General features: G+C 61.8%; 23 protein-coding genes. 12 read left to right on the plus strand and 11 right to left on the minus strand.

Features of this window, described 5'->3' with window-relative positions; all coding sequences use genetic code 11:
* Positions 1–9: 9 nt before the first annotated feature.
* The gene (gene nlpA / locus CWM54_RS20670) at positions 10–819 is read right to left on the minus strand and encodes a lipoprotein NlpA (protein WP_061152917.1); all 810 of its coding nucleotides are present in this window, start codon (positions 817–819) and stop codon (positions 10–12) included.
* Between the two features lie 127 nt (positions 820–946).
* Positions 947–1,852, minus strand: coding sequence for an AraC family transcriptional regulator (locus CWM54_RS20675; RefSeq protein WP_100698306.1), 906 nt, complete (start codon positions 1,850–1,852; stop codon positions 947–949).
* A 116-nt stretch (positions 1,853–1,968) separates the two neighbouring features.
* Here CWM54_RS20675 and CWM54_RS20680 point away from each other — a divergent pair, with 116 nt between their 5' ends.
* Positions 1,969–2,505 (plus strand): carboxymuconolactone decarboxylase family protein, encoded by a 537-nt coding sequence (locus CWM54_RS20680; RefSeq protein ID WP_061152915.1) that lies wholly within the window; start codon positions 1,969–1,971, stop codon positions 2,503–2,505.
* A 20-nt stretch (positions 2,506–2,525) separates the two neighbouring features.
* Here the strand turns inward: CWM54_RS20680 and CWM54_RS20685 are convergent, their stop codons facing one another.
* Together CWM54_RS20685 and CWM54_RS20690 are read right to left on the minus strand one after the other, a co-directional pair.
* Positions 2,526–2,996, minus strand: a complete 471-nt coding sequence (locus CWM54_RS20685) for a DUF1348 family protein (RefSeq protein WP_016946126.1) — start codon at positions 2,994–2,996, stop codon at positions 2,526–2,528.
* Positions 2,996–3,625, minus strand: a complete 630-nt coding sequence (locus tag CWM54_RS20690; RefSeq protein WP_100698308.1) for a pyridoxamine 5'-phosphate oxidase family protein — start codon at positions 3,623–3,625, stop codon at positions 2,996–2,998. Before CWM54_RS20690 ends, CWM54_RS20685 begins: the two co-directional genes overlap by 1 nt.
* 95 nt (positions 3,626–3,720) lie before the next feature.
* Between CWM54_RS20690 and CWM54_RS20695 the strand changes: the two genes are divergently transcribed.
* A complete protein-coding gene (locus CWM54_RS20695; protein WP_100681003.1) occupies positions 3,721–4,635 on the plus strand; it encodes a LysR family transcriptional regulator in 915 nt (304 codons plus the stop codon).
* Here the strand turns inward: CWM54_RS20695 and CWM54_RS20700 are convergent.
* Positions 4,632–6,125, minus strand: a complete 1,494-nt coding sequence (locus tag CWM54_RS20700) for an MDR family MFS transporter (RefSeq protein WP_061152912.1) — start codon at positions 6,123–6,125, stop codon at positions 4,632–4,634. The two genes, CWM54_RS20695 and CWM54_RS20700, sit on opposite strands and share 4 nt — an antisense overlap.
* 80 nt (positions 6,126–6,205) lie before the next feature.
* Between CWM54_RS20700 and CWM54_RS20705 the strand changes: the two genes are divergently transcribed.
* The gene (locus tag CWM54_RS20705) at positions 6,206–6,853 is read left to right on the plus strand and encodes a TetR/AcrR family transcriptional regulator (RefSeq protein WP_074386914.1); all 648 of its coding nucleotides are present in this window, start codon (positions 6,206–6,208) and stop codon (positions 6,851–6,853) included.
* Between the two features lie 699 nt (positions 6,854–7,552).
* On the opposite strand, the gene CWM54_RS20715 is transcribed toward CWM54_RS20705, so the two are convergent.
* A complete protein-coding gene (locus tag CWM54_RS20715; protein WP_100698311.1) occupies positions 7,553–7,969 on the minus strand; it encodes a GNAT family N-acetyltransferase in 417 nt (138 codons plus the stop codon).
* Between CWM54_RS20715 and CWM54_RS28765 the strand changes: the two genes are divergently transcribed.
* Positions 7,944–8,060 carry a hypothetical protein gene (locus CWM54_RS28765; protein WP_165785946.1) on the plus strand — a complete coding sequence of 39 codons (117 nt, stop codon included), beginning with the start codon at positions 7,944–7,946 and terminating at the stop codon, positions 8,058–8,060. The genes CWM54_RS20715 and CWM54_RS28765 overlap by 26 nt on opposite strands.
* Here CWM54_RS28765 and CWM54_RS28770 read toward each other — a convergent pair.
* On the minus strand, positions 8,020–8,142 hold the full coding sequence (locus tag CWM54_RS28770; protein ID WP_046620780.1) for a hypothetical protein: 123 nt from the start codon (positions 8,140–8,142) through the stop codon (positions 8,020–8,022). The two genes, CWM54_RS28765 and CWM54_RS28770, sit on opposite strands and share 41 nt — an antisense overlap.
* A gap of 206 nt (positions 8,143–8,348) precedes the next feature.
* Here CWM54_RS28770 and eefA point away from each other — a divergent pair, with 206 nt between their 5' ends.
* From eefA to CWM54_RS20760, 8 genes are all read left to right on the plus strand, one after another.
* Complete coding sequence (eefA, locus tag CWM54_RS20725; protein WP_008806782.1) at positions 8,349–9,473, plus strand: multidrug efflux RND transporter periplasmic adaptor subunit EefA; 1,125 nt, start codon at positions 8,349–8,351, stop codon at positions 9,471–9,473.
* A complete protein-coding gene (eefB, locus tag CWM54_RS20730) occupies positions 9,473–12,580 on the plus strand; it encodes a multidrug efflux RND transporter permease subunit EefB (protein ID WP_100698313.1) in 3,108 nt (1,035 codons plus the stop codon). The genes eefA and eefB overlap by 1 nt, the downstream gene beginning before the upstream one ends.
* Before the next feature lie 3 nt (positions 12,581–12,583).
* The gene (gene eefC, locus CWM54_RS20735; RefSeq protein ID WP_012967026.1) at positions 12,584–13,948 is read left to right on the plus strand and encodes a multidrug efflux RND transporter outer membrane subunit EefC; all 1,365 of its coding nucleotides are present in this window, start codon (positions 12,584–12,586) and stop codon (positions 13,946–13,948) included.
* Between the two features lie 45 nt (positions 13,949–13,993).
* On the plus strand, positions 13,994–15,157 hold the full coding sequence (locus tag CWM54_RS20740; protein ID WP_100698315.1) for a multidrug effflux MFS transporter: 1,164 nt from the start codon (positions 13,994–13,996) through the stop codon (positions 15,155–15,157).
* A 162-nt stretch (positions 15,158–15,319) separates the two neighbouring features.
* Positions 15,320–16,222, plus strand: coding sequence for an N-acetylmuramic acid 6-phosphate etherase (gene murQ / locus CWM54_RS20745; protein ID WP_100698317.1), 903 nt, complete (start codon positions 15,320–15,322; stop codon positions 16,220–16,222).
* Between the two features lie 24 nt (positions 16,223–16,246).
* Positions 16,247–17,677 (plus strand): PTS N-acetylmuramic acid transporter subunit IIBC, encoded by a 1,431-nt coding sequence (gene murP / locus CWM54_RS20750; protein ID WP_100698319.1) that lies wholly within the window; start codon positions 16,247–16,249, stop codon positions 17,675–17,677.
* Positions 17,678–17,832: 155 nt separating this feature from the next.
* The gene (locus CWM54_RS20755; protein WP_319823394.1) at positions 17,833–18,735 is read left to right on the plus strand and encodes a DMT family transporter; all 903 of its coding nucleotides are present in this window, start codon (positions 17,833–17,835) and stop codon (positions 18,733–18,735) included.
* Positions 18,736–18,841: 106 nt separating this feature from the next.
* The gene (locus CWM54_RS20760; protein ID WP_023298372.1) at positions 18,842–19,132 is read left to right on the plus strand and encodes a YicS family protein; all 291 of its coding nucleotides are present in this window, start codon (positions 18,842–18,844) and stop codon (positions 19,130–19,132) included.
* Between the two features lie 3 nt (positions 19,133–19,135).
* On the opposite strand, the gene CWM54_RS20765 is transcribed toward CWM54_RS20760, so the two are convergent.
* Genes CWM54_RS20765 through galB form a run of 4 tightly spaced genes read right to left on the minus strand, consistent with a single transcriptional unit; the run spans position 19,136 to position 22,538 of the window.
* Positions 19,136–19,999: an NAD(P)-dependent oxidoreductase gene (locus tag CWM54_RS20765; protein ID WP_100698321.1), complete on the minus strand. Its 864-nt coding sequence runs from the start codon at positions 19,997–19,999 to the stop codon at positions 19,136–19,138.
* A gap of 2 nt (positions 20,000–20,001) precedes the next feature.
* Positions 20,002–21,087, minus strand: coding sequence for a 4-oxalomesaconate tautomerase (locus CWM54_RS20770; RefSeq protein WP_100698323.1), 1,086 nt, complete (start codon positions 21,085–21,087; stop codon positions 20,002–20,004).
* Positions 21,088–21,801: a 4-carboxy-4-hydroxy-2-oxoadipate aldolase/oxaloacetate decarboxylase gene (locus CWM54_RS20775; protein ID WP_038421920.1), complete on the minus strand. Its 714-nt coding sequence runs from the start codon at positions 21,799–21,801 to the stop codon at positions 21,088–21,090.
* Positions 21,798–22,538 carry a 4-oxalmesaconate hydratase gene (gene galB, locus CWM54_RS20780; protein ID WP_008806774.1) on the minus strand — a complete coding sequence of 247 codons (741 nt, stop codon included), beginning with the start codon at positions 22,536–22,538 and terminating at the stop codon, positions 21,798–21,800. The genes CWM54_RS20775 and galB overlap by 4 nt, the downstream gene beginning before the upstream one ends.
* Positions 22,539–22,590 lie beyond the last annotated feature (52 nt).

Raw genomic sequence — 22,590 nt, forward strand, 5'->3', positions numbered from 1 at the left:
GAGATTGGCTTACCAGCCCGGCACCGCGCCGCCGTTGAAGATAGTCTCTGCCGCCTTCGCCACCTCCGGCGACTGATACGACTGCATAAACTCCTTCACGTTTTCCGCGTCTTTATTGTCTTCCCGGGTCACGATAATGTTCACGTAGGGCGAGTTTTTATCTTCGATAAAGATGCCATCGCGAACCGGCGACAGCCCGGTTTGCTGCAGGTAGGTGGTGCTGATGATGGCCACATCGACTTTGGGATCGTCGAGCACGCGCGGCAGTTGCGCCCCTTCCAGCTCCATGATCTTCAGGTTATGCGGGTTGTCGGTGATATCCACCGCCGTCGGCAGCAGGCCGGTGCCGGCTTTGAGGGTAATCAACTTCTCTTTTTGCAACAGCAGCAGCGCCCGCCCGAGATTGGTCGGGTCGTTGGGGATGGCGATCGTCGCGCCGTCTTTCAGTTCGGCGACTGACTTGATCTTGCGCGAATAGCCAGCCATCGGGAAGACGAAGGTATTGCCGACGGCCACCAGATGATAGTTATGCGCTTTGTTGTCCTGCTCGAGGAAAGGCCGATGCTGGAAGACGTTGGCGTCCAGATCGCCGGCGTTGGTCGATTCGTTAGGCAGCAGCGAGCCGCTGAATCCCACCAGCTCGACGTCCAGACCGTACTTCTCTTTGGCCACCTTCTTCGCCACTTCCGCCACATCCTGCTCGGCGCCGTTAATCACGCCGACCTTAATGTGTTTTGCGTCATTCCCCTTTTGGTCGCAGCCGACCAGTACCAGACCCGCCAGCATCACTGCGGCGGCGGCCCGTAAACGTAATTTCATCCTCTTCACCCTGTCTGTCCTGACTGTCATTGTTTTTTTCGTGCAAAACTATAGCGACTTTCGGGTCGGGTAATAAACAGCAAACCACGCAACTGGAAATAAAATCATCTTCGCGGAACGTGAGGCGCTAGCTCCGGCGCCACTCGCCCGGCGTCACGCCATAGCGCATTTTGAAGCGCTTCGAGAATGACGCCAGCGACTGAAAGCCGCAGCGTTCGGCAATGACTTCGAGGTTGGTCTGACGCTCCAGGCGCAGCAGCCGGGCGGCCAGCGCCATTCGCAACTGCGACAGCCACGCCTGCGGCGTCAGGTGATAGACGCGGGCAAAATGACGGGCAAAGGTGGCCCGCGACAGAAACGCACGGGCGGCCATGGTTTCCAGCGTCCACGGCTGCTCCGGGGTCGCCATCACCGCCAGCACCGCCGGCATCAGGCGTTCATCGCTCATCAGGCGCAGCAGTCCGCCGGGCGGCTGTTGCTCGCCAAGCAGCATGCGCAGCAGGAGCACCAGTAGCGTATCGCCGAGGCTGCGCACGATGGCGCTCCCGCCGGGACGCTGCGCCAGGCTCTCGCGCACCAGTATATTAAGCAGCGCGTCCAGCTCCGGGCAGTCTTCACGTGCATCGGTATGGAGATGGATCAGCGTCGATGCTTCACTGAACAGCCAGCTGACGTGCGGACCAAAATAGAATTCGCCGCACAGCATCTCCAGCGCCCCCTCCGTCGGGCCGGCGCGCATTTCCGTCACCGTGCCGTTAAACCGGTGCGCCACCGGCAGCACCTGGCCCCACTCCACCAGGCTCTCCATCAGGTGCGGCGAACCGTGGGGCAGGAGAACGACATCGCCCGCGCGCAGGTGGTGGGTCTGGCCGCCGACGTTGAGCCGCCCCTCGCCGCGCAGCACCACGTGCCAGGGCACCACGCCGCTGCGCATTTGATCGTGCCCGGCCTGCCAGCGGCCGCCGAAGCGACAGTGCAGGTTCACTTCGCAGCGCGGCGCCAGCAGCGCCAGCAGATGACTGAGACTGTCCATGCTTCTCCTGAGACGATAAGACAAAAAGGTGAGACGAAGACCGCCAGTCTAGCATGCGGCAAGCGCCTAAGATGACCCCATTGCCAACACACCCTCGATAACAACAGGAGTTAACCATGAGCCGTTTAGCAGATATCCGTGAACAAGACGCCACCGGCAAAGCCGCCGATATTTTCGCCGGGATCAAAAAAGCGATGGGCAAAGTGCCGAATGCCTATCTCACCATCGGCGGCCACTCGCCGGCGGCGCTGCAGCAGGCGCTGGCGCACAATGCGATGCTCCATAAAGGCAGCCTCAGCGCCCAACAGCTGGAAGCGATTAATCTGTCGGTCAGCGAAGCCACCGGCTGTGACTACTGCCTGGCCGCGCACAGCCTGATGGCGAAAAAAGCCGGCTTCAGCAACGAGCAGATCCACGCCCTGCGCCGCGGGGAGTATACGGAAGAGGCGCAGCTTGATGCGCTGGTGAAATTTGCGCAGACTCTGGTGACCACCACCGGCACCCTGCCGGCAACCGACGTCGCCGCGCTGCGCAACGCCGGTTTTAGCGACCAGCAGGTGATTGAGATTATCAGCGCCATCAGCGCGATCCTGTTCACCAACATGGTGAACCGGGTTAACGACACGGTGGTCGACTTCCCGAAAGCCGATTAATCCGTTGCGCCGCGCCGGTTTTACAGCCCCAGATCGCTGAGCCCCGGATGATCGTCCGGGCGGCGCCCCTGGGGCCAGTGGAACAGGCGCTCGCTTTCGGCGATCGGCAGATCGTTGATGCAGGCGTAGCGCGTCTGCATCAGTCCGTGCTTATCAAACTCCCAGTTCTCATTGCCATACGAGCGAAACCAGTTGCCGCTGTCGTCGCACCACTCGTAGGCGAAGCGCACGGCAATGCGATTCTCCTGCCATGCCCACAGCTCCTTAATCAGCCGGTATTGCTGCTCCTTGCGCCATTTTCGCTGCAGGAACTCAACAATCTGCCCCCTGCCGTGGACAAATTCGCTGCGGTTGCGCCACTCGCTATCCACGGTGTAGGCCAGAGCGACTTTTTCGGCATCGCGACTGTTCCAGCCATCTTCCGCGGCGCGGACCTTCTGGATAGCGCTGTCGCGGGTAAACGGCGGTAACGGGGGACGTTGCTCATTCATCAGGAGTCTCCTTTTGAGGATAATTGCTGCTGCAGGCGCTGATTCTCCTGCTCCAGGTCATGAATACGTTGCTGCAGGTTCTGGCTGTACTCCGCCACCTGCTGCGCGCTGTAGCGCGGCGTAATGTGCTGCGGGCAGTTCCAGTCAAACGCCTGTAAATGAAAAAGAAACAGACGTTCGATGCGAGCGCGATAGTTGGCTGGCGCCACCTGCGCCAGCAGCTCCGGGTGGTCCTCTGCCGCCAGGACTTCGACGGTGGCGTAGATTTTCAGCCTGGCACGGCGCGGATAATCCATCAAAAACAGGCAGGCCCGGTCGCTGCCGCGCAGATTGCCGGTAGTGATGTACTGGCGGTTACCGCCGAAATCGGCCATCGCCAGGGTGGTGTCATCCAGCAGATGCAGAAACCCCACCGGGCCGCCGCGATGCTGAATGTAGGGCCAGCCGCTCTGCGACACCGTCGCCAGATAAAAGCTGTCGCGGGTGGCGATCATCCCCGCTTCGCTGTCGCCGAAGCGGTCGGCCTGGCGGCGACTGTGCGGCGTTTGCCACAGCGTGTCGCTGCCCATTTCATGCTGCACATCCATCACGTCCGGGGTGATGGCGATATCGAGAAAGGTTGCTGCCATAGCGCCTCCTGTTGTCTGGCGCCATCATGGACTGTACTGTGAAGAATGATAATACGGGTTAAGTGGCAATCATCTTTCCGGAAAACGGGAGAATAATGGATCGATTAAGCGCGATGGCGCTGCTGGTGAAAGTGACCGAGCTGGGGAGTATGTCGGCGGCGGCGCGGGCGCTGAATATGCCGTTGACCACCGTCAGCCGCCATATCGGTGAGCTGGAGAGCGCGCTGGGCGTGCGCCTGCTGGCGCGAACCACCCGCAAACTGACGCTCACCGACGCCGGGGTCGATTATGTCGCCGCCGCGCGGCGGATCCTTGAGGAGGTGGAAAACGCCGAACGCCAGGCGACGGGCGAATATCAGGAACCGAAGGGCGAGCTGGTGATCTCCGCGCCAACGATGTTTGGCCGTCAGCACGTTCTCCCGGTGATCGGTGAATTTATCGCCCGCTACCCGCAAATTCGCGTCCGTTTGCTGCTCAGCGATCGCAATGCTGACCTGGTGAGCGACCATGTCGATCTGGCGGTGCGGATTGGCGAACTGGCGGACAGCAGCATGGTGGCCACCCGCCTTGGCACCATGCGGATTGTGGCCTGTGCCCATCCGGCGCTGCTGGCGAAATACGGCGAGCCGCAGCGGCCGCGCGATCTGGCGGCGCTGCCGATCATCCGCATTGAATCGCCGATGCCCTATCGCGGTTGGCGCTTTCGCGCCGCTGAGCGCGAGGACCAGCTGATTAACCTGCCGCCGGTGCTATCCGTCACCACGCCGGAGAGCGCCGCCGATGCTGCGCGGCTGGGGGTGGGGGTGGCCCGCTTACTGCACTATCAGGCGCTGGATGGTCTGCGCCACGGGGAGCTCCGTCTGCTGCTGGAAAGCGTCGAGCCCGCCCCCGCGCCGGTCCATTTGCTGTATACCGCACGGGATCTGGCGCCACTTAAGCTGAGGACATTTATCGATTTTGCCGCACCGGCGCTGCGTCAGGCACTGCTGCGCATCGCCGGCGCCGCTTAATGCACCGCGGTCTTCAGCGGTGCCTCCTTTAACAGCCAGGAGAGGACAAACGCCACCGCCATAATGCCGGCCGCCATCAGGAACGCCGCGTGGATCGCCGCGCCGAAGGCGTCGAGATAGTCGAGGCGGATATCCGCGGGCAGGTGCTGAACCGCCACTGGATTCATTCCCGGCGGCAGCACCGCGCCTTCCGGCAACAGCTTTTGCAGGTTGCTCTGCAGCACGTGCGTGAACACCGCGCCAAACAGCGCCACGCCGATGGAGCCGCCAATCGAGCGGAACAGGGTCACACCGGAGGTGGCGACGCCGTACATCTGCGCCGGCATCGCATTCTGCACCGCCAGCACCAGCACCTGCATCACCAGTCCCAGACCCGCCCCCAGCACACCGGTAAACAGGTACAGCTGCCACATCGGCGAATGAATGGTGATGCGGGTCAGCAGTACCATGCCGGTCACGCCGAGCAGGGTGCCGAGGATCGGAAACAGGCGATATTTACCGGTACGGCTGATAATCCGCCCGCTGATAATCGAGGTCAGCAGCAGGCCGCCCATCAGGGGGATCAGCTGCAGCCCGGCCTCGGTGGGCGTCGCCTCCTTCACCACCTGCAGATAGAGCGGCAGGAAGGTGACTGACCCGAACAGCGACATGCCGATGACGAAGCCAATCAAGCTGCACAGCAGGAAGCTGCGGTTGCGGAACAGCGCCAGCGGAATAATCGGTTCGATGGCGATCCGCTCTTCGTAAATAAAGCCGATGATCCCCACGATGCCGAAGGCCAGAATGCACCACAGCTGCGGGTCATTCCACGCATGGACGCTGCCCCCTTCCGAGGTAAACAGGATGATGCACAACAGCGCCATGCTGAGGTAAATCGCCCCCAGCCAGTCAATCTGATGCTGGCTGCGTTTATTGCTGCTGTGGAATACCGCGCCGATCACCAGCAGCGCGAACAGGCCGAGCGGCAGGTTGATATAGAAGATCCAGCGCCAGGAGGCATGCTGTACCAGAAAACCGCCGATCAGCGGGCCGATCACCGTCGCGAGGCCGAAGACGCCGCCGAACAGCCCCTGATAGCGGCCACGGTTGGCGGGCGGGATGACGTCGGCGACCGCCGCCATACTGATCACCATCAGGCCGCCGCCGCCGAGCCCCTGCAGGCCGCGCATCAGCACCAGTTGGGTCATATTCTGCGCCAGCCCGCAGAGCGCGGAGCCGACGAGAAACAGCCCAATCGCCACCTGCAGCACAATTTTGCGACCGAACAGATCGCCGAATTTCCCGTACAGCGGCACCGCGATGGTGGAGCTGAGAATATAGGCCGTGACCACCCAGGAAAGCTTGTCCAGCCCGCCCAGTTCGCCGACAATCGTCGGCAGCGCGGTGGAGACAATGGTCTGATCCAACGCCGAGAGCAACATCACCAACAGCAATGCGCTGAACAGCAGGCGTATCGACTGCACCGGTGGGTTAGCGACTTCAGAAGTCATTACAACGCTCGCTTGAAATTAATTAAATGCATAATTAATATTTAGTGAAAGAATGAGTCGGGTCAAGAGATCGCCATACCATGACAGCACAAAAGGATCAGGATGCACCCCGCCGCCCGGGTCGGCCGCGCGGTAAAAAACCGGGTACCGCCAACCGCGAACAGCTGATGGACATTGCCCTGACGCTGTTTGCCCGCGACGGGACGGCTCGCGTGTCGTTGAACGCCATCGCCAAAGAAGCCGGGGTGACGCCGGCGATGCTGCATTACTATTTCAGCTCCCGGGAAGCGCTGGTGACCCAGCTGATTGAGGAGCGCTTTATGCCGCTGCGCAATCACATCAGCCGCATTTTTGTCGATCATCCGCAGGACCCGGTGTTGGCGCTGACGATGATGGTCGAGACGCTGGCGCATATGGCGGAGAAAAACGCCTGGTTCGCGCCGCTGTGGATGCAGGAGATCATCGGCGAGATGCCGATCCTGCGTCAGCATATGGATGCCCGCTTCGGCGAGGAGCGTTTTCAGGTGATGCTGGAGACGGTGCGTCGCTGGCAGTTGGAGGGCAAGATCAATCCGGCGCTGTCGCCGGAGCTGCTGTTTACCACGGTGATTAGCCTGGTGCTGGTGCCATTTTCACGCATTCACAGCGATCCGCGTTTACAGGCGGTCAACCGCCAGACCATCATCAGCCACGCGCTGGCGTTAATGGGCCACGGCATCGGGGGTTAAGGCGTGGTTTTGACGCTTTTGTAGCCCGGATAAGGCGCCACGCGCCGCCATCCGGGATTTTCCCTGCTCGCGCTACGCTTAGCAGGGCTACAGAAATAACGGCACAACCGTAAATTTCCCTGCTCGCACTGCGCTTAGCAGGGCTACCACTCCCGTGTTATGTCCGGGCAGATTGCGCTCCCGATATTTCTTCTGCGCTATGTCTCTTATGGCGCAGGGAGCGCACAGGGGGCGGCCAGTCGCCGCCGCCCCCTGTACCCCCGGGCTCCGGCCAGCAAAATCGCCGCTACGCGGTCCCTTCGACTTATCCCTGCAGGCTTCGGGTCGGGCCGAGGCAGCGTCCATGCAAAACACGGCCCTCAGCCCGCATCCATGCGGGCTGCCCCGGCCTTCCGGGAACGTCTCAGCGATTTTGAGGCCGCCAGCACCGGCAGTTTCAGTCGCGCAAGTGGGTATATCAACAACAGGCCGCTCGGCATCATGGCGGGCACAGCACGAACCGTAGGCCGGGTAAGGCGACAGCCGCCACCCGGCAAGAATACAGGTGCCGTGCCTGATATCCTGCCCGGCGGCGCTGCGCTTGCCGGTCCTGGGTGGGACGAAACGACGGGAGGACTGTGTAGGCCGGATAAGGCATTTATGCCGCCATCCGGCACAACCACAGGTACGGTACCTGACCGCCCGGGGATACCACTACCGTTACAGCGCCTTCGACAAATAGTGGCGCTGCAGGCCTGCGTGGGGGAAGTCGGGCAGCGACATCTGCAGCTGATAGCCTAATTTTCGATAAAACGGCAGCGCCTGGAAGCTAAAGGTATCCACCAGCAGATGGCTGCAGCCTAGCGCCCGCGCCTGCTGTTCCGCCTCCTGCATCAGCTCGCTCCCCAACCCGCGCCCGCGCGTCGCCTCGCTAACCCACAGATACTCAATGCACAGCCAGTTACCCTTGCGTTTGGCAATCAGCCCGCCCTGCATCACCCCTTGCGCATCGCGGGAGTAAACCCCCAGATCGCCAAACTGCGCCGCATCGAGATACTGCTGATTATAGTGCCGCAGACCGGCAAGCAATTCTTGTTGATCGTCGGGATTAATGCTTTTTGTAATGATTAGTGTCATTAACTATCTCCAGTATTGCGATGCCGAATCGTTATTTTCCCACTCCACTTTCACAAAATATTCTTATTTTCTCCATGATTATTTGCCTTAATTTTTTGCGTTCTAAAAGTAAGCAAAAAAACCTTTCCATTATCGCGGCGGATCGTATAATGGAGAAAAATGAGAATGATCATTCTCACCACAAAACCAGAGGAGATGCGCTTTTCACCTCCTGAAGACCGAAGAGGTTGGCTTCAACGGAGACACAATAACAATCACGTTCAGGAACATCTGTGTTCCTTTTTTGTCATTTTCGCTAATCCGAAAATGCCTCAGCGCCCAACCTATTCCCTCGTTTTTTAATAAACGGGGCGGACGTCTTATATCTTGAGAAAATATAATGAAATACATCATAGCTCCCATCGCGACAGCATTATTTCTCCTCAGCGGATGTGATAATGCGCAGACATCTGCCCCGCAGCAACCCGCGCCGGAAGTGGGCGTGGTCACCCTGCAAAGCCAGCCGGTTCCGGTAGTCAGCCAGCTCACCGGCCGCACCACCGCCTCGCTCAGCGCCGAAGTACGCCCGCAGGTGGGCGGCATCATCCAGAAACGCCTGTTTACCGAAGGCGATATGGTGAAGGCAGGGCAGGCCCTTTACCAGATCGATCCCTCCAGCTATCGCGCGACCTGGAACGAAGCGGCGGCCGCGCTGAAACAGGCCCAGGCGCTGGTGGTCTCCGATTGCCAGAAGGCCCAGCGCTACGCGTCGCTGGTCAGGGATAACGGCGTTTCCCGCCAGGATGCCGACGACGCCGCCTCCACCTGTGCCCAGGACAAGGCCAGCGTGGAATCGAAAAAAGCGGCGCTGGAGAGCGCGCGCATCAACCTGAACTGGACCACCGTCACCGCGCCGATTGCCGGGCGCATCGGCATCTCGTCGGTCACGCCGGGAGCGCTGGTCTCCGCCGATCAGGATACCGCGCTGGCGACGATCCGCGGGCTCGACACCATGTATGTTGATCTGACGCGATCCAGCGTCGATCTCCTGCGTTTACGCAAACAAAGCCTGGCCAGCAACAGCGACACCCTCAGCGTGACGTTAACCCTGGAAGATGGCAGTACCTACCAGGAAAAAGGGCGTCTGGCGCTCACCGAAGTCGCCGTCGATGAATCCACCGGCTCGGTGACCCTGCGCGCTATCTTCCCCAACCCGCAGCACGTCCTGCTGCCGGGGATGTTCGTCCGCGCGCGCATCGATGAAGGCATCATGAACGACGCGATCCTCGCCCCGCAGCAGGGGATCACCCGCGATGCCAAAGGCGACGCCACGGCGCTGGTGGTCGATGCCGCCAACAAAGTTGAGCAGCGTACCGTGGAAACCGGCGACACCTATGGCGATAAATGGCTGGTGCTGAGCGGCCTGAAAGCGGGCGATAAGCTGATTGTCGAAGGCACCAGTAAAGTGGCCCCCGGACAGACAGTGAAGGCCGTTGCCGTCAACAATAACGGAGGGAACGCCTGATGTTCTCCCGTTTCTTCGTGCGTCGCCCGGTCTTTGCCTGGGTGATCGCCATTCTGATTATGCTCGCCGGGGTGCTGGCGATCCGCACCCTGCCGGTAGGCCAGTATCCTGACGTCGCCCCGCCGGCGGTGAAAATCTCCGCCACCTATACCGGGGCGTCCGCCGAAACCCTGGAGAACAGCGTCACCCAGGTGATCGAGCAGCAGCTTACCGGCCTCGATCACCTGCTCTACTTCAGCTCCACCAGCAGCTCCGACGGCTCGGTCAGCATTACCGTCACCTTTGAGCAAGGGACCGACCCGGACACCGCCCAGGTGCAGGTGCAAAACAAAGTCCAGCAGGCGGAATCGCGGCTGCCAAGCGAAGTCCAGCAGTCCGGCGTAACGGTGGAAAAATCGCAGAGCAGCTTCCTGCTGATCCTTGCGGTGTATGACAAAACCAACCGCGCCACCAGCTCCGATATCTCCGACTGGCTGGTCAGCAATATGCAGGACCCGCTGGCGCGCGTGGAGGGCGTCGGCAGCCTGCGGGTGTTCGGCGCCGAATACGCGATGCGCGTCTGGATGGACCCGACCAAACTCGCCTCCTACTCGCTGATGCCTTCCGATGTCCAGTCGGCGATTGAGGCGCAGAACGTGCAGGTTTCCGCCGGTAAAATCGGCGCCCTGCCGTCATCTAACACCCAGCAGCTGACCGCCACCGTGCGGGCGCAATCCCGGCTGCAAACCCCTGACCAGTTCAAAGCGATCATCGTGAAAAGCCAGGCCGACGGCTCGGTAGTGCGCCTGAGCGATGTCGCGCGGGTGGAGATGGGCAGCGAGGATTACACCGCTACCGCCAATCTGAACGGCCATCCGGCCGCCGGGATCGCGGTGATGATGGCCCCCGGCGCCAACGCGCTGGATACCGCGACCCTGGTGAAAAGCAAAATCGCCGAATTCCAGCGTCAGATGCCGCAGGGCTATGATATCGCCTATCCGAAGGACAGCACCGAGTTCATCAAAATCTCGGTCGAGGATGTGATTCAGACCCTGTTCGAAGCGATCATTCTCGTAGTCTGCGTGATGTATCTGTTCCTGCAGAACTTCCGCGCGACGCTCATTCCAGCGGTGGCTGTGCCGGTGGTGCTGCTTGGCACCTTCGGCGTGCTGGCACTGTTCGGCTACTCGATTAACACCCTGACGCTGTTCGCCATGGTGCTGGCGATCGGCCTGCTAGTGGATGACGCCATTGTGGTGGTGGAGAACGTCGAGCGCATTATGCGCGACGAAGGGCTACCCGCCCGCGAAGCCACCGAAAAATCGATGGGCGAAATCTCCGGCGCGCTGGTGGCGATCGCCCTGGTGCTGTCGGCGGTGTTCCTGCCGATGGCTTTCTTCGGCGGTTCGACCGGGGTCATCTATCGCCAGTTCTCGGTAACCATTATCTCGGCGATGATGCTGTCGGTGGTGGTGGCGCTGACCCTCACCCCGGCGCTGTGCGGCGCGCTGCTCAGCCACTCCAAACCGCACACCAAAGGGTTCTTTGGCGCCTTTAACCGCCTGTGGGGACGCACGGAGGAGGGCTATCAGCGTCGGGTGCTCGGCGGCCTGCGCCGGGGCGTAGTGATGATGGGCGCTTACGCGCTGATTTGCGGGGCGATGGCGCTGGCGATGTGGAAGCTGCCGGGCAGCTTCCTGCCGGTGGAGGACCAGGGGGAGATCATGGTCCAGTACACTCTGCCCGCCGGGGCCACCGCGGTGCGTACCGCCGAGGTGCGCCGCCAGGTGACCGACTGGTTCCTCACCAAAGAGAAAGCCAATACCGACGTCATTTTCACCGTCGACGGCTTCAGCTTTAGCGGTAGCGGCCAAAACGCCGGGATGGCCTTCGTATCGCTGAAAAACTGGTCGCAACGCAAAGGGGACGACAATACCGCACAGGCCATCGCCCTGCGGGCCACCAAAGCGCTGGGGACAATCCGCGACGCCACCCTGTTCGCCATGACCCCGCCGTCGGTGGACGGTCTCGGGCAGAGCAACGGCTTCACCTTCGAGCTGATGGCCAGCGGCGGTACCGACCGCGACAGCCTGATGAAGCTGCGCAGCCAGCTGCTGGCGGCGGCCAACCAGAGCAGCGAGCTGCAGTCGGTGCGCGCTAACGATCTGCCGCAGATGCCGCAGCTGCAGGTGGATATCGATAACAACAAAGCCGTCTCGCTGGGGCTGTCGCTGAGCGACGTGACCGATACGCTCTCCAGCGCCTGGGGCGGTACCTACGTGAATGACTTTATCGATCGCGGCCGGGTGAAAAAGGTCTATATCCAGGGCGAAAGCGACGCGCGCGCGGTGCCGTCGGACCTCGGCAAATGGTTCGTTCGCGGCAGCGATAACAGCATGACGCCGTTCTCCGCCTTCGCCACCACCCACTGGCAATACGGCCCGGAAAGCCTGGTGCGCTACAACGGCTCCGCCGCCTTTGAGATCCAGGGGGAAAACGCCGCCGGCTTCAGCTCCGGCGCGGCGATGGACAAGATGGAAAAGCTGGCCGACAGCCTGCCGGCGGGCTCCACCTGGGCGTGGAGCGGCATTTCGCTGCAGGAAAAGCTCGCCAGCGGCCAGGCGATGAGCCTGTACGCCATCTCGATTCTGGTGGTGTTCCTGTGCCTGGCGGCGCTGTATGAGAGCTGGTCGGTGCCGTTCTCGGTGATCATGGTCATCCCGCTCGGCCTGCTCGGCGCGGCGCTGGCGGCGACACTGCGCGGTTTAAGCAACGACGTCTACTTCCAGGTGGCGCTGCTGACCACCATCGGCCTGTCGTCGAAAAACGCCATCCTGATCGTGGAGTTCGCTGAATCCGCCGTGGATGAGGGGTATTCGCTCTCCCGGGCGGCGATCCGCGCCGCGCAGACTCGTCTGCGCCCGATTGTTATGACCTCGCTGGCGTTTATCGCCGGGGTGCTGCCGCTGGCCATCGCCACCGGCGCCGGAGCCAACAGCCGCGTGGCGATCGGCACCGGCATCATCGGCGGCACCCTGACAGCCACCCTGCTGGCGGTGTTCTTCGTACCGCTGTTCTTCGTGCTGGTGAAACGTCTCTTCACCCGCCAACGTCCTTCTCAGGAGTAAGGTATGTTTCGTTTGAGTTTTATGTTTATCGCGCTCCTGACCGCGGGCTGCGTCTCGCTTGACCCGCATTATGATCGCCCGGCCGCGCCGGTGCCAGCCACCCTGCCCGGGGCGCACGGCGAATCGACGGCGGTGGTCGGCGACTGGCAGAAAGTGGTCAATGACGCGCGGCTGAAAAAAGTGGTCAGTCTCGCGCTGAACAGCAACCGCGATGTGCAAAAGGCGCTGGCTGATATCGAGGCCGCGCGCGCCCAGTACGGCGAGACGCGGGCGTCGCTGTTTCCCACCGTTGATGCCGAGCTGAGCCATACCCGCAGCAAAACGGTAGCCAGCGGCCTGAGCTCCGCTTCACAGGCCGACGGCGCGGTCTCCAGCTTCGAACTGGACTTGTTCGGCAAGAACCAGAGCCTGTCGCGCGCGGCGCGCGAAACCTGGCTTGCCAGCGAATTCACCGCGCAGAATACCCGGCTGACGATGATTGCCGATTTGACCACCGCCTGGGTAACGCTGGCGACGGATAACAGCAATCTGGCGCTGGCGCAGCAGACCATGGACAGCGCAGCAAACTCGCGCAACATCGTCGCCCGCCAGATGGCGGTGGGTACCGCTTCCGCCGGCGATGTAAGCTCGGCGGAAAGCGTCTATCAGCAGGCCCGCGCCAGCGTCGCCAGCTATCGCACGCTGGTGGCGCAGGATAAAAACGCCATTAACCTGCTGGCGGGGGAAACCGTGCCGGAGAGCCTGCTGCCCGGCACCCTCGAGAGCCTCGGGGATAATAGTATTGCGCTGGTGCCGGCGGGCGTGTCGTCGTCGGTGCTGCTGCGCCGGCCGGACATTCAGGAAGCGGAGCACAATCTGAAGAGCGCCAATGCCGATATCGGCGCGGCGCGGGCGAACTTCTTCCCGTCGATTTCTCTGACCGCCAGCGCCGGGGTCGGCAGCGACTCGCTGTCGTCGCTGTTCAGCCACGGGATGCAGGTGTGGTCGTTCGCCCCCTCCATCAGCCTGCCGCTGTTCACCGGCGGCAGCAACCTGGCGCAGCTGCGCTATGCGGAAGCGGAGAAAAAGGGGCTGATCGCCACCTACGAGAAATCGATTCAGAGCGCCTTTAAGGACGTTGCCGATGCGCTGGCGCGCCGGGAAACGCTGAGCGAAGAGCTCGATGCCCAGCGGCAGTACGTCGCCGCCGAGCAGACATCGCTGGATATCGCCATGAAGAGCTATCAGGCCGGGGTCGGCGATTATCTGTCGGTGCTCACCGCTCAGCGCACGCTGTGGTCGGCGAAGACGACGCTGCTGTCGCTGCAGCAGACCGACCTCAATAACCGGATCACCCTCTGGCAGTCGCTGGGCGGCGGCGCCAGTTAATTTCACCCGCCGGGCGGCCGCGCCCGGCTTCTGTAAGGAATCGTTATGCCACGTGTTTCCCTCTCCTGGGCGCTGATCCTCGGCCTGCTGTCGGGTATCGGCCCGCTGTGCACGGATTTTTATCTGCCGGCGCTGCCGGAGATCACTCAGCAGCTGCAGGCCACCAGCACCCAGACCCAGCTGTCGCTGACCGCCGCGCTGATTGGCCTCGGCCTGGGTCAGCTGTTTTTCGGCCCGCTGAGCGATCGCATTGGCCGCCTGAAACCGCTGGCGCTGTCTCTGCTGCTGTTTATCTTTGCTTCGGCGATGTGCGCCCTGACCCGGGATATCAACATGCTGATTGTCTGGCGCTTTTTACAGGGCTTCGCCGGCGCCGGCGGCTCGGTGCTGTCGCGATCCATCGCCCGCGATAAATACCAGGGCACCCTGCTGACCCAATTTTTCGCCCTGCTGATGACCGTGAACGGCATTGCGCCGGTGCTGTCCCCGGTGCTGGGCGGCTACGTTATCACCGCCTTCGACTGGCGAATTCTCTTCTGGACGATGGCCGCCATCGGCGGCGTGCTGCTGGTGATGAGCCTGACGATCCTGCGGGAAACGCGCCCGGCCACAGCAACGCATGCCGCCCGCCAACAGCCCGGCCAGCCGGTGTTGAAAAATCGCCGCTTTCTGCGCTTCTGCCTGATTCAGGCCTTTATGATGGCCGGGCTGTTCTCTTACATCGGCTCCTCTTCCTTCGTGATGCAGAGCGAATACGGCATGAGCGCCATGCAGTTCAGCCTGCTGTTCGGTCTGAACGGTATCGGGCTGATTATCGCGGCGATGATCTTTTCCCGCCTGGCGCGCCGCTTTAGCGCCGAAAGTCTGCTGCGTGGCGGCCTGACGCTGGCGGTGGGCTGTGCGGCGATCATGCTGCTGTTTGCCTGGCTGCAGCTGCCGGTGCTGGCGCTGATCGGCCTGTTCTTTACCGTGTCGTTGATGAGCGGCATCAGCACCGTCGCCGGCGCGGAGGCGATGAGCGCCGTCGACGCCGCGCAGTCCGGGACCGCGTCCGCGCTGATGGGCACCCTGATGTTTGTCTTCGGCGGCATCGCCGCGCCGCTGGCGGGTCTCGGCGGCGAAACGATGCTGAAAATGAGCCTCGCGATGGCCATCTGCTACCTGCTGGCGCTGCTGCTGGGCCTCAGCAAACCGCGCAGCGCGCGCTAATCTCCTGCTGCGGTAATAAAATATTCCAGATTTATTACCGCACTATTTCCCGCCATACCTACCATTCTCGTATTATTCTCCGCGTACTAATCGTGATACTCTTCACAGGCAAGGAATAAATAATTCCTTATACTGCGCGCCACTGAGAATAACGAGGTTTCTATGAGTATCGACCTGAGCAAACTGCTGACCGAGCGACGCAACGCCAACAGCGCCAACATTGACACCCTCTCCACCCTCGACATGCTGACGGTGATAAACCAGGAAGACCAGCAGGTAGCCCAGGCGATTACGCCCTATCTGCCGCAGATTGCCGAGGTGGTGGATAAGGTCGCGACGGCGCTGCAGGCCGGTGGCCGCTTGATTTATATCGGCGCTGGCACCTCAGGGCGTCTGGGGATCCTCGATGCCAGCGAATGCCCGCCAACCTTCGGCACCCGCCCGGAGCAGGTGGTGGGGATCATCGCCGGCGGACATAAAGCGATTCTCAGCGCCGTGGAAAACGTGGAAGACAATAAAGCGCAGGGGGCGATGGATCTGCAGAACCTGAACTTCAGCCACCGCGATGTGCTGGTGGGACTGGCGGCCAGCGGACGCACGCCGTACGTCATTGGCGCCATGGAATACGCCCATAGTCAGAATGCCTTTGTCGCCATCGTCAGCTGTAACCCGCATGGCGAAATGGCCCAGCTGGCGGACGTGGCGATCACCCCGGTGGTCGGCCCGGAAGTGGTCACTGGCTCTACCCGCCTGAAAGCCGGCACCGCGCAGAAGCTGGTGCTGAACATGATCTCCACCGGGGCGATGATCCGCGTCGGCAAGGTGTACAGCAACCTGATGGTCGACGTCGAAGCGACCAACGCCAAGCTGATTGAGCGCCAGGTTTCCATCGTGATGGAGGCGACCGACTGCGATCGTCCCACTGCCCGGAAGGCGCTGGAGGCCTGCGGCCGCCACTGTAAAACGGCGATCGTGATGGTGCTGGCGAACTTAAGCGCCGCAGAGGCGCAGTCGCTGCTGGCGAAAAACAACGGCTATATCCGCAAGGCGCTCAGCAACACCTGAGCGCCGACAGACAGGTAACGGGCAATGGCAAAAATAACGAAAGAGATGATAGCGCGGATCCTCGCCCACGTAGGCGGCGCCGCAAACGTCGCGCAGGCGGGCAACTGCATGACGCGCCTGCGCTTGACCCTGCGCGATGAAAGTCTGGCCAACAGCGCCGCCATCCGCCAGATTGACGGCGTGATGGGGGTGATCGTCAGCGACGAGCAGTTCCAGGTGGTGCTCGGCCCCGGCAAGGCGCAAACCGCCGCCGAGATGATGAACGGCCTGCTGGAGGAGGCGCCCGCCGTGCCGTCGCTGGCCGACGTCGCGGCAGAGAAAAAGCAGGCGCTGAAGGGCAAGCAGACCAGCGCGGTGCAGAAGTTTCTCGCCAAATTCGCCACCATCTTTACGCCGCTGATCCCCGGCTTTATCGCCGTCGGGCTGCTGCTGGGCTTCGCCACCCTGGCGGAACAGGTCTTCGTGCTGGAGAACGCCCATCCGAACGCCAGCCTGGTGGCGCTGATTGGCTACATGAAGGTCTTCAGCAAAGGGATGTTCACCTTCCTGAGTATCCTGATTGGCTATAACGCGCAGAAGGCGTTCGGCGGCTCCGGCGTGAACGGCGCGATTATCGCCTCGCTGTTCGTGCTGGGCTACAACCCGGAGGCGACCAGCGGCGTCTACGCCGGCATTTCCACCTTCTTCGGCCACGGCATCGATCCGCGCGGCAATATCATCGGCGTATTGATCGCCGCTATCCTTGGGGCGTGGGTTGAACGCCAGGTGCGGCGGGTAATGCCGGCCAACCTCGATATGATCCTCACTTCGGCGGTGACGCTGCTGATCATGGGCGCGGTGACCTTTACGGTGATCATGCCGATTGGCGGCTGGTTGTTTACCGGCATGTCGTGGCTGTTCCTGCATCTTAACGGCAACCCGTTTGGCTCGGCGGTGCTGGCCGGCCTGTTCCTGCTGGCAGTGATGTTTGGCGTCCATCAGGGGTTTGTGCCGGTCTATTTTGCGCTGGTGGACGCCCAGGGCTTCAACTCGCTGTTCCCGATCCTGGCGATGGCCGGGGCCGGGCAGGTGGGGGCGGCGCTGGCGCTGTTCTGGCGGGCGAAGCGCGATTCGCTGCTGCGAACCCAGATTAAAGGGGCGATTATTCCGGGCTTCCTCGGGATTGGCGAGCCGCTGATCTACGGCGTCACCCTGCCGCGGATGAAACCGTTTGTCACCGCCTGCCTCGGCGGCGCCTGCGGCGGGTTCTTCGTCGGACTGATCGCCTGGCTGGGACTGCCGGTCGGCCTGAACACGGTGTTCGGACCGTCGGGGCTGGTGGCGCTGCCGCTGATGACCTCCGGCAGCGGAATTTACGCCGGGATGGCGGTCTATGCCGGCGGACTGGTGGTCTCCTACCTGTGCGGCTTTGTTCTCACCTGGCTGTTCGGCAGTAAAAATGTCGATTTAAGCTAGAACGCGACTGTCGGGTAGTGCCCGGTGGCGGCTTCGCCTTATCGGGCCTACACGTCTGCCGGACCCGCCGCCGCGCCCGACTACCATTTCCTGCCCCGCCGCCCGGGCGCGCGCATGCTATGATTCCCCTTTGTCATATTTCGCTTGAGGAAAAGATGGGCTCCAGCAAAAAAGGGATGCTGAACGTACTGATTGCCGCCGTGCTGTGGGGCAGTTCCGGGGTGTGCGCGCAGTTTATTATGCAGGAAAGCCAGATGTCGTCGCCGTTTCTGACCATGACGCGTCTGCTGTTCGCCGGGCTGATCCTGTTGATGCTCGGCTTTGTTCACGGCGACCGCATTTTCCGCGTGCTGCAAAACCGCCGCGACGCCCTCAGCCTGCTGTTTTTCTCGCTGTTTGGCGCGTTAACCGTGCAGTTCACCTTTCTGATGACCATTGAAAAATCCAATGCCGCCACGGCCACGGTGCTGCAGTTCCTGTCCCCGACGATCATCGTCGCCTGGTTCGCCCTCGCCCGCAAAGCGCGTCCCACTCCGCTGGTGCTGGGGGCTATCTGCACCTCGCTGGCGGGCACCTTTCTGCTGGTGACCCACGGCAACCCAACGACGCTGTCGATTTCGCCGGCGGCGCTGTTCTGGGGGATCGCCTCGGCGTTTGCCGCCGCGTTTTATACCACCTACCCCTCGACGCTGATTGCCCGCTACGGGACGCTGCCGATCGTCGGCTGGAGTATGCTGTTTGGCGGCGCGATGCTGTTGCCGTTTTACGGCGGCCAGGGCACCGATTTTGTGGTTAACGGCAGCCTGCTGTTAGCTTTTTTCTATCTGGTGGTGGTCGGTACCTCGCTGACCTTCAGCCTTTATCTCAACGGCGCGCAGAAAATTGGCGGCGCGAAGGCCGGGATCCTCAGCTGCGCCGAACCGCTGAGCAGCGCCCTGCTGTCGCTCCTGCTGCTGGGGATCACCTTCACGCTGCCGGACTGGCTGGGCACTCTGCTGATCCTCGCGTCGGTGGTGCTGATCGCCATCGACTCGCGGCGGCGGGTGAGAGCCGCCTGAGAAGGCGATAAAAAGCGCATTTTCAACAAGTTAAACTGACCACTATTTGCGTGTTTTCACGCCTGCGCATATAGTTGACGGAAGCGATTACGGAAGGAGAAACCTGATGAAAGCATGTTGGATGGTATGCCTGGTCACCGCCCTGAGCGCCACGTCGGCGTGGGCCGAATCACCGCTGCAAAGCCTGCAGTTCGAACAGCAAAAACAGCTGGTGCTCAAAGCGGTGAAGGAAAAATGCGCGCCAGCAAGCCACCTCAGCGATAACGATTTTGCCAATAAAGTGCTGGCGACCGACGGTAACAAGAACGCGGTCCGCGAAGCAACGCTGGCGAAAGAGCGCAATAACCAGAAAAGCTACCAGGCCGCGATCGACAAAATCGTCTGTCCGGCCAAATAGCGGTTATTTCAGGCTGGCGACCAGCGTTTTCCAGTCAAACGGCGTTAGCTGCCTGTAGTTCAGGCTACGGGCAGCCATCTGCTCAGGCAACTGGCGCTGGCTTGTCGCGATCGCCTCGCTCATTATCCCTGCGCTCCCCACATCACGCAGGGTTTTCACCACCTCTTCCATCTCTTCGCTGCGCCGAATGCCATGTTCCGCCACCCGGCTGATCAGATAGTCGGGAAACGCTCCCGTCCAGCCCAGAGAGGGGAAACTATGATGCAAGGAGCTAAGCACCTCCTCCTCGACACCGTATTCACGGGCCGCGAACAGGCATTCTGTGGTGAGCGCTTCAAGCCCCTTGATCATCACGCTGCGGCACATTTTTATCGCCGACACCTGGCCCACCGTACTGGCGCCATAGCGGGCATTCAGCCCCAGCCCCTGCAGACGCGGCGCGATCGCCTCCGCCTGCGGCCCGCCGATCAATAACGGTGTCTGCAATCGGGCGGGCGGTACCGGCGCCATCACCGCGACATCAATGTAGGCGCCGGGCAGAAAATGAGCGGCGGCCTGCCGTTTTGTCTCCGGCGCCACGGAGTTGAGATCGAGGAAGTATTGCCCCGGCTGCAGCAGCGCGGCGGCCTGCTGCGCCACCTTTAGCGCCTCACCCGCGGTCACAGTAGAAAAAACCAGCGTGGCGCTCTCCAGCGCCTGCGCCAGCGAATTCCCCACCTGAACGCGCGAGTCACGGGCTTTTTTGCCCATCGCCTCTCGTGCCGGGCCATTGAGCTTGCAATCCCACATGGTCACCGTATGCTCACGAGCCAGATCCGCCGCCAGAATGCCACCCGCCTCGCCAAAACCAATAAACGCGATTGTCATCATCACTCCTCACGCGGCCAGACGCGGGCCGGAATAAAAACCTCGCCAGCAAACAGCAGTCGCGCCGTGCGTAACAGACCGCAGCCTGCTAACGCACCGTCAGCGTCAAGCTGAAGCGTTACGCTAAATTCGCCTGTCGGATGCTCAACGCTGAGCAGCGGCGTAGGGCCTGACGTCACTTGCGCCATGCCCTGCGCGACGGAACCAGGAAGCAGACAGGCGCTGGCCACGCTCACCGCGCCAAACACGCCGATTGACGCGTGGCAGCGGTGCGGGATAAAGGTGCGACTGCTGATGGCGCCGCCGTGTCGCGGTTCGGCGATCAGGGTCATCTTGGGCACCGTGCGCTGGCTGACGTCGCCAAGCTGCATCAGCGGCCCGGCCTGCAGGCGAATCGACTCCAGGCGACGTTTAAGCGCGTCGTCATTATCCAGTTGTTCGCGCGTCTCATAGCCAGTGCAACCGAGGTCGCAAGCGCGCAGCAGGATCACCGGCATACCGTTATCGATGCAGGTCACCTCAACGCCGTCAAAACGGTCACGAACCCGGCCGGTCGGCAGCAGCGCCCCGCAGCTGGAGCCCGCCACATCAAGAAAATGGAGCAGGATCGGGCTGGCGCTGCCCGGCACGCCATCGATACGACTCTCGCCGACGTAGTCGACCCCGTCGGCATCGCAGGGGATCTCTGCCACCGCCAGTTGCCCCGTGTTCTCCATATAAATACGCACCCGAGTGAGCGGCGCATCGTGGCGAACCAGACCACGCTCGATGGCGAAAGGGCCAACGGCGGCAAGAATATTGCCGCAGTTTTGGCCGTAATCCACGGTGGCCGCCGCCACGTTCACCTGGGCAAACAGATAGTCCACATCGGCGTCAGGCCGTGTGGAGCGGCGGATAATCGCCACTTTACTGGTCAGCGGATCGGCGCCGCCGATCCCGTCAATTTGCCGGGGATCAGGCGAGCCCATCACCGCCAGCAGCACCGCATCACGTTGCACCGGATCGGCAGGCAGATCGTCGGCCAGAAAACAGGCTGCCTTCGAGGTGCCGCCGCGCATCCATAGACAGGGGATTCCGCGTTGCGCCATTTATTCCTCCACCTCGTCTGCGCGGTCGTAATACCGCAGCCCCTTTTCCGCCAGACGCGGGCGCATCGCGTAAATATCCAGCCCCAGCTCGCCATGGCGCATCCGCTCACGCTTCGCAAGCTCATTGCTCATACGGGCTTCCGCTTTATCGAGCACATCACGGACCTGCGCGTGAGGCAGCACCACGACGCCATCGTCGTCGGCCACCACGACATCGCCCGGCTGCACAAGCTGGCCTGCGCAAATCACCGGGACGTTAACCGAACCGAGGCTCTCTTTCACCGTTCCCTGGGCATAAACCTGACGGGACCAGACGGCGAATCCCATCTCCCGCAAAGTCTGCGAATCACGAATGCCGATATCGCCCACCAGACCGACCACGCCGCGCGATTGGAGAGACGTCGCCAGCAGATCGCCGAAGAAGCCATCGCCGCACGGCGACGTCGGGGCCACCACCAGAATATCGCCGGCGCGGCACTGCTCGACCGCCACATGAAACATCCAGTTGTCGCCTGGCGTCACCAGCACGGTTACCGCGTTGCCCGCCCGGCTGACGCCCTGCTGAATCGGACGGATTACCGGCCCCATCAGCCCCTGGCGCTCCCAGGCTTCATGGAGCGTCGCCACCCCGGCCGCCTCACAGCGGCGCAAAACCGCCTCGTCATGGCGCGGCAGATGGCGGATCACAAGGCCTTTTTTATTTAACAGGTTCATGCCAGGTTCTCCGTTACGCGGGGGAAGATGCTCTGGAAGGCTTCGCCGTGAACGATATCGCGCGCGGCCGTGATGCCGATATTGCGTTTGGCCTGCACTCCGCGCTGCAGCGCCACGCGGGTGTAGTATTCCCACAGATGCTCCTGACCCTGCATGCACTGAATGGCCTGATACTTCTTCTCCCAGACGGCGGTGATGTCCAGTAACACATCGGGTTTCCAGTTGCACTGCTCCGGCTGGTGCGGTTCGAAACAGTAAACCGGAGGAGCTGCGACAATTTTCTCGCCGGGGCGATAGCCCTCTGCCTGGGCGATAATCCGTGCTTCCTGCGCCAGATGGGAGGCCAGCGGATGATCGTAGTTATAGGGATCGTGCAGGGAGTGCGTCAGGACAAAGTGGGGCTGGATACGGCGATACACATCCGCCAGACGAAATAGCGTCTCTTTATCGGCGCGCAGCGGATAGTCGCCGATATCAAAGAATTCGACGCTGGCGCCCAGGATCTCAGCGGCGGCCTGCGCCTCTTCGCGACGCACCTGCTTCACCGCCTCCTCGGTCATGTTGCCTTTGCGCCACAGTTTGGCGGACTCGCCGCGCTCGCCAAAGGATAAACAGACCACATGGACCTGATAGCCCTGCAGGGCATGCAGCGCTATCGCACCGCCCGCACGCCAGACGAAATCGGCCGAGTGGGCGCTGACGACAAGGGCACTTTTTTCGCTAACCGGATGAGACATGATGGCTTCCTCTGTTGTTTTTTTCAGCTTGTCATGTCCCGTCGCAGGGAGG

This window comes from Klebsiella sp. D-Nf1 (genome assembly GCF_002810515.1).
Classification (GTDB): Bacteria; Pseudomonadota; Gammaproteobacteria; order Enterobacterales; family Enterobacteriaceae; genus Klebsiella; species Klebsiella variicola.

Coding starts and splice junctions, on each gene's coding strand:
- nlpA (WP_061152917.1), bottom strand. CDS start 819: ATGAAATTACGTTTACGGGCCGCCGCCGCAGTGATGCTGGCGGGTCTG.
- CWM54_RS20675 (WP_100698306.1), bottom strand. CDS start 1,852: ATGGACAGTCTCAGTCATCTGCTGGCGCTGCTGGCGCCGCGCTGCGAA.
- CWM54_RS20680 (WP_061152915.1), top strand. CDS start 1,969: ATGAGCCGTTTAGCAGATATCCGTGAACAAGACGCCACCGGCAAAGCC.
- CWM54_RS20685 (WP_016946126.1), bottom strand. CDS start 2,996: ATGAATGAGCAACGTCCCCCGTTACCGCCGTTTACCCGCGACAGCGCT.
- CWM54_RS20690 (WP_100698308.1), bottom strand. CDS start 3,625: ATGGCAGCAACCTTTCTCGATATCGCCATCACCCCGGACGTGATGGAT.
- CWM54_RS20695 (WP_100681003.1), top strand. CDS start 3,721: ATGGATCGATTAAGCGCGATGGCGCTGCTGGTGAAAGTGACCGAGCTG.
- CWM54_RS20700 (WP_061152912.1), bottom strand. CDS start 6,125: ATGACTTCTGAAGTCGCTAACCCACCGGTGCAGTCGATACGCCTGCTG.
- CWM54_RS20705 (WP_074386914.1), top strand. CDS start 6,206: ATGACAGCACAAAAGGATCAGGATGCACCCCGCCGCCCGGGTCGGCCG.
- CWM54_RS28765 (WP_165785946.1), top strand. CDS start 7,944: ATGCTTTTTGTAATGATTAGTGTCATTAACTATCTCCAGTATTGCGAT.
- CWM54_RS20715 (WP_100698311.1), bottom strand. CDS start 7,969: ATGACACTAATCATTACAAAAAGCATTAATCCCGACGATCAACAAGAA.
- CWM54_RS28770 (WP_046620780.1), bottom strand. CDS start 8,142: ATGATCATTCTCATTTTTCTCCATTATACGATCCGCCGCGATAATGGA.
- eefA (WP_008806782.1), top strand. CDS start 8,349: ATGAAATACATCATAGCTCCCATCGCGACAGCATTATTTCTCCTCAGC.
- eefB (WP_100698313.1), top strand. CDS start 9,473: ATGTTCTCCCGTTTCTTCGTGCGTCGCCCGGTCTTTGCCTGGGTGATC.
- eefC (WP_012967026.1), top strand. CDS start 12,584: ATGTTTCGTTTGAGTTTTATGTTTATCGCGCTCCTGACCGCGGGCTGC.
- CWM54_RS20740 (WP_100698315.1), top strand. CDS start 13,994: ATGCCACGTGTTTCCCTCTCCTGGGCGCTGATCCTCGGCCTGCTGTCG.
- murQ (WP_100698317.1), top strand. CDS start 15,320: ATGAGTATCGACCTGAGCAAACTGCTGACCGAGCGACGCAACGCCAAC.
- murP (WP_100698319.1), top strand. CDS start 16,247: ATGGCAAAAATAACGAAAGAGATGATAGCGCGGATCCTCGCCCACGTA.
- CWM54_RS20755 (WP_319823394.1), top strand. CDS start 17,833: ATGGGCTCCAGCAAAAAAGGGATGCTGAACGTACTGATTGCCGCCGTG.
- CWM54_RS20760 (WP_023298372.1), top strand. CDS start 18,842: ATGAAAGCATGTTGGATGGTATGCCTGGTCACCGCCCTGAGCGCCACG.
- CWM54_RS20765 (WP_100698321.1), bottom strand. CDS start 19,999: ATGACAATCGCGTTTATTGGTTTTGGCGAGGCGGGTGGCATTCTGGCG.
- CWM54_RS20770 (WP_100698323.1), bottom strand. CDS start 21,087: ATGGCGCAACGCGGAATCCCCTGTCTATGGATGCGCGGCGGCACCTCG.
- CWM54_RS20775 (WP_038421920.1), bottom strand. CDS start 21,801: ATGAACCTGTTAAATAAAAAAGGCCTTGTGATCCGCCATCTGCCGCGC.
- galB (WP_008806774.1), bottom strand. CDS start 22,538: ATGTCTCATCCGGTTAGCGAAAAAAGTGCCCTTGTCGTCAGCGCCCAC.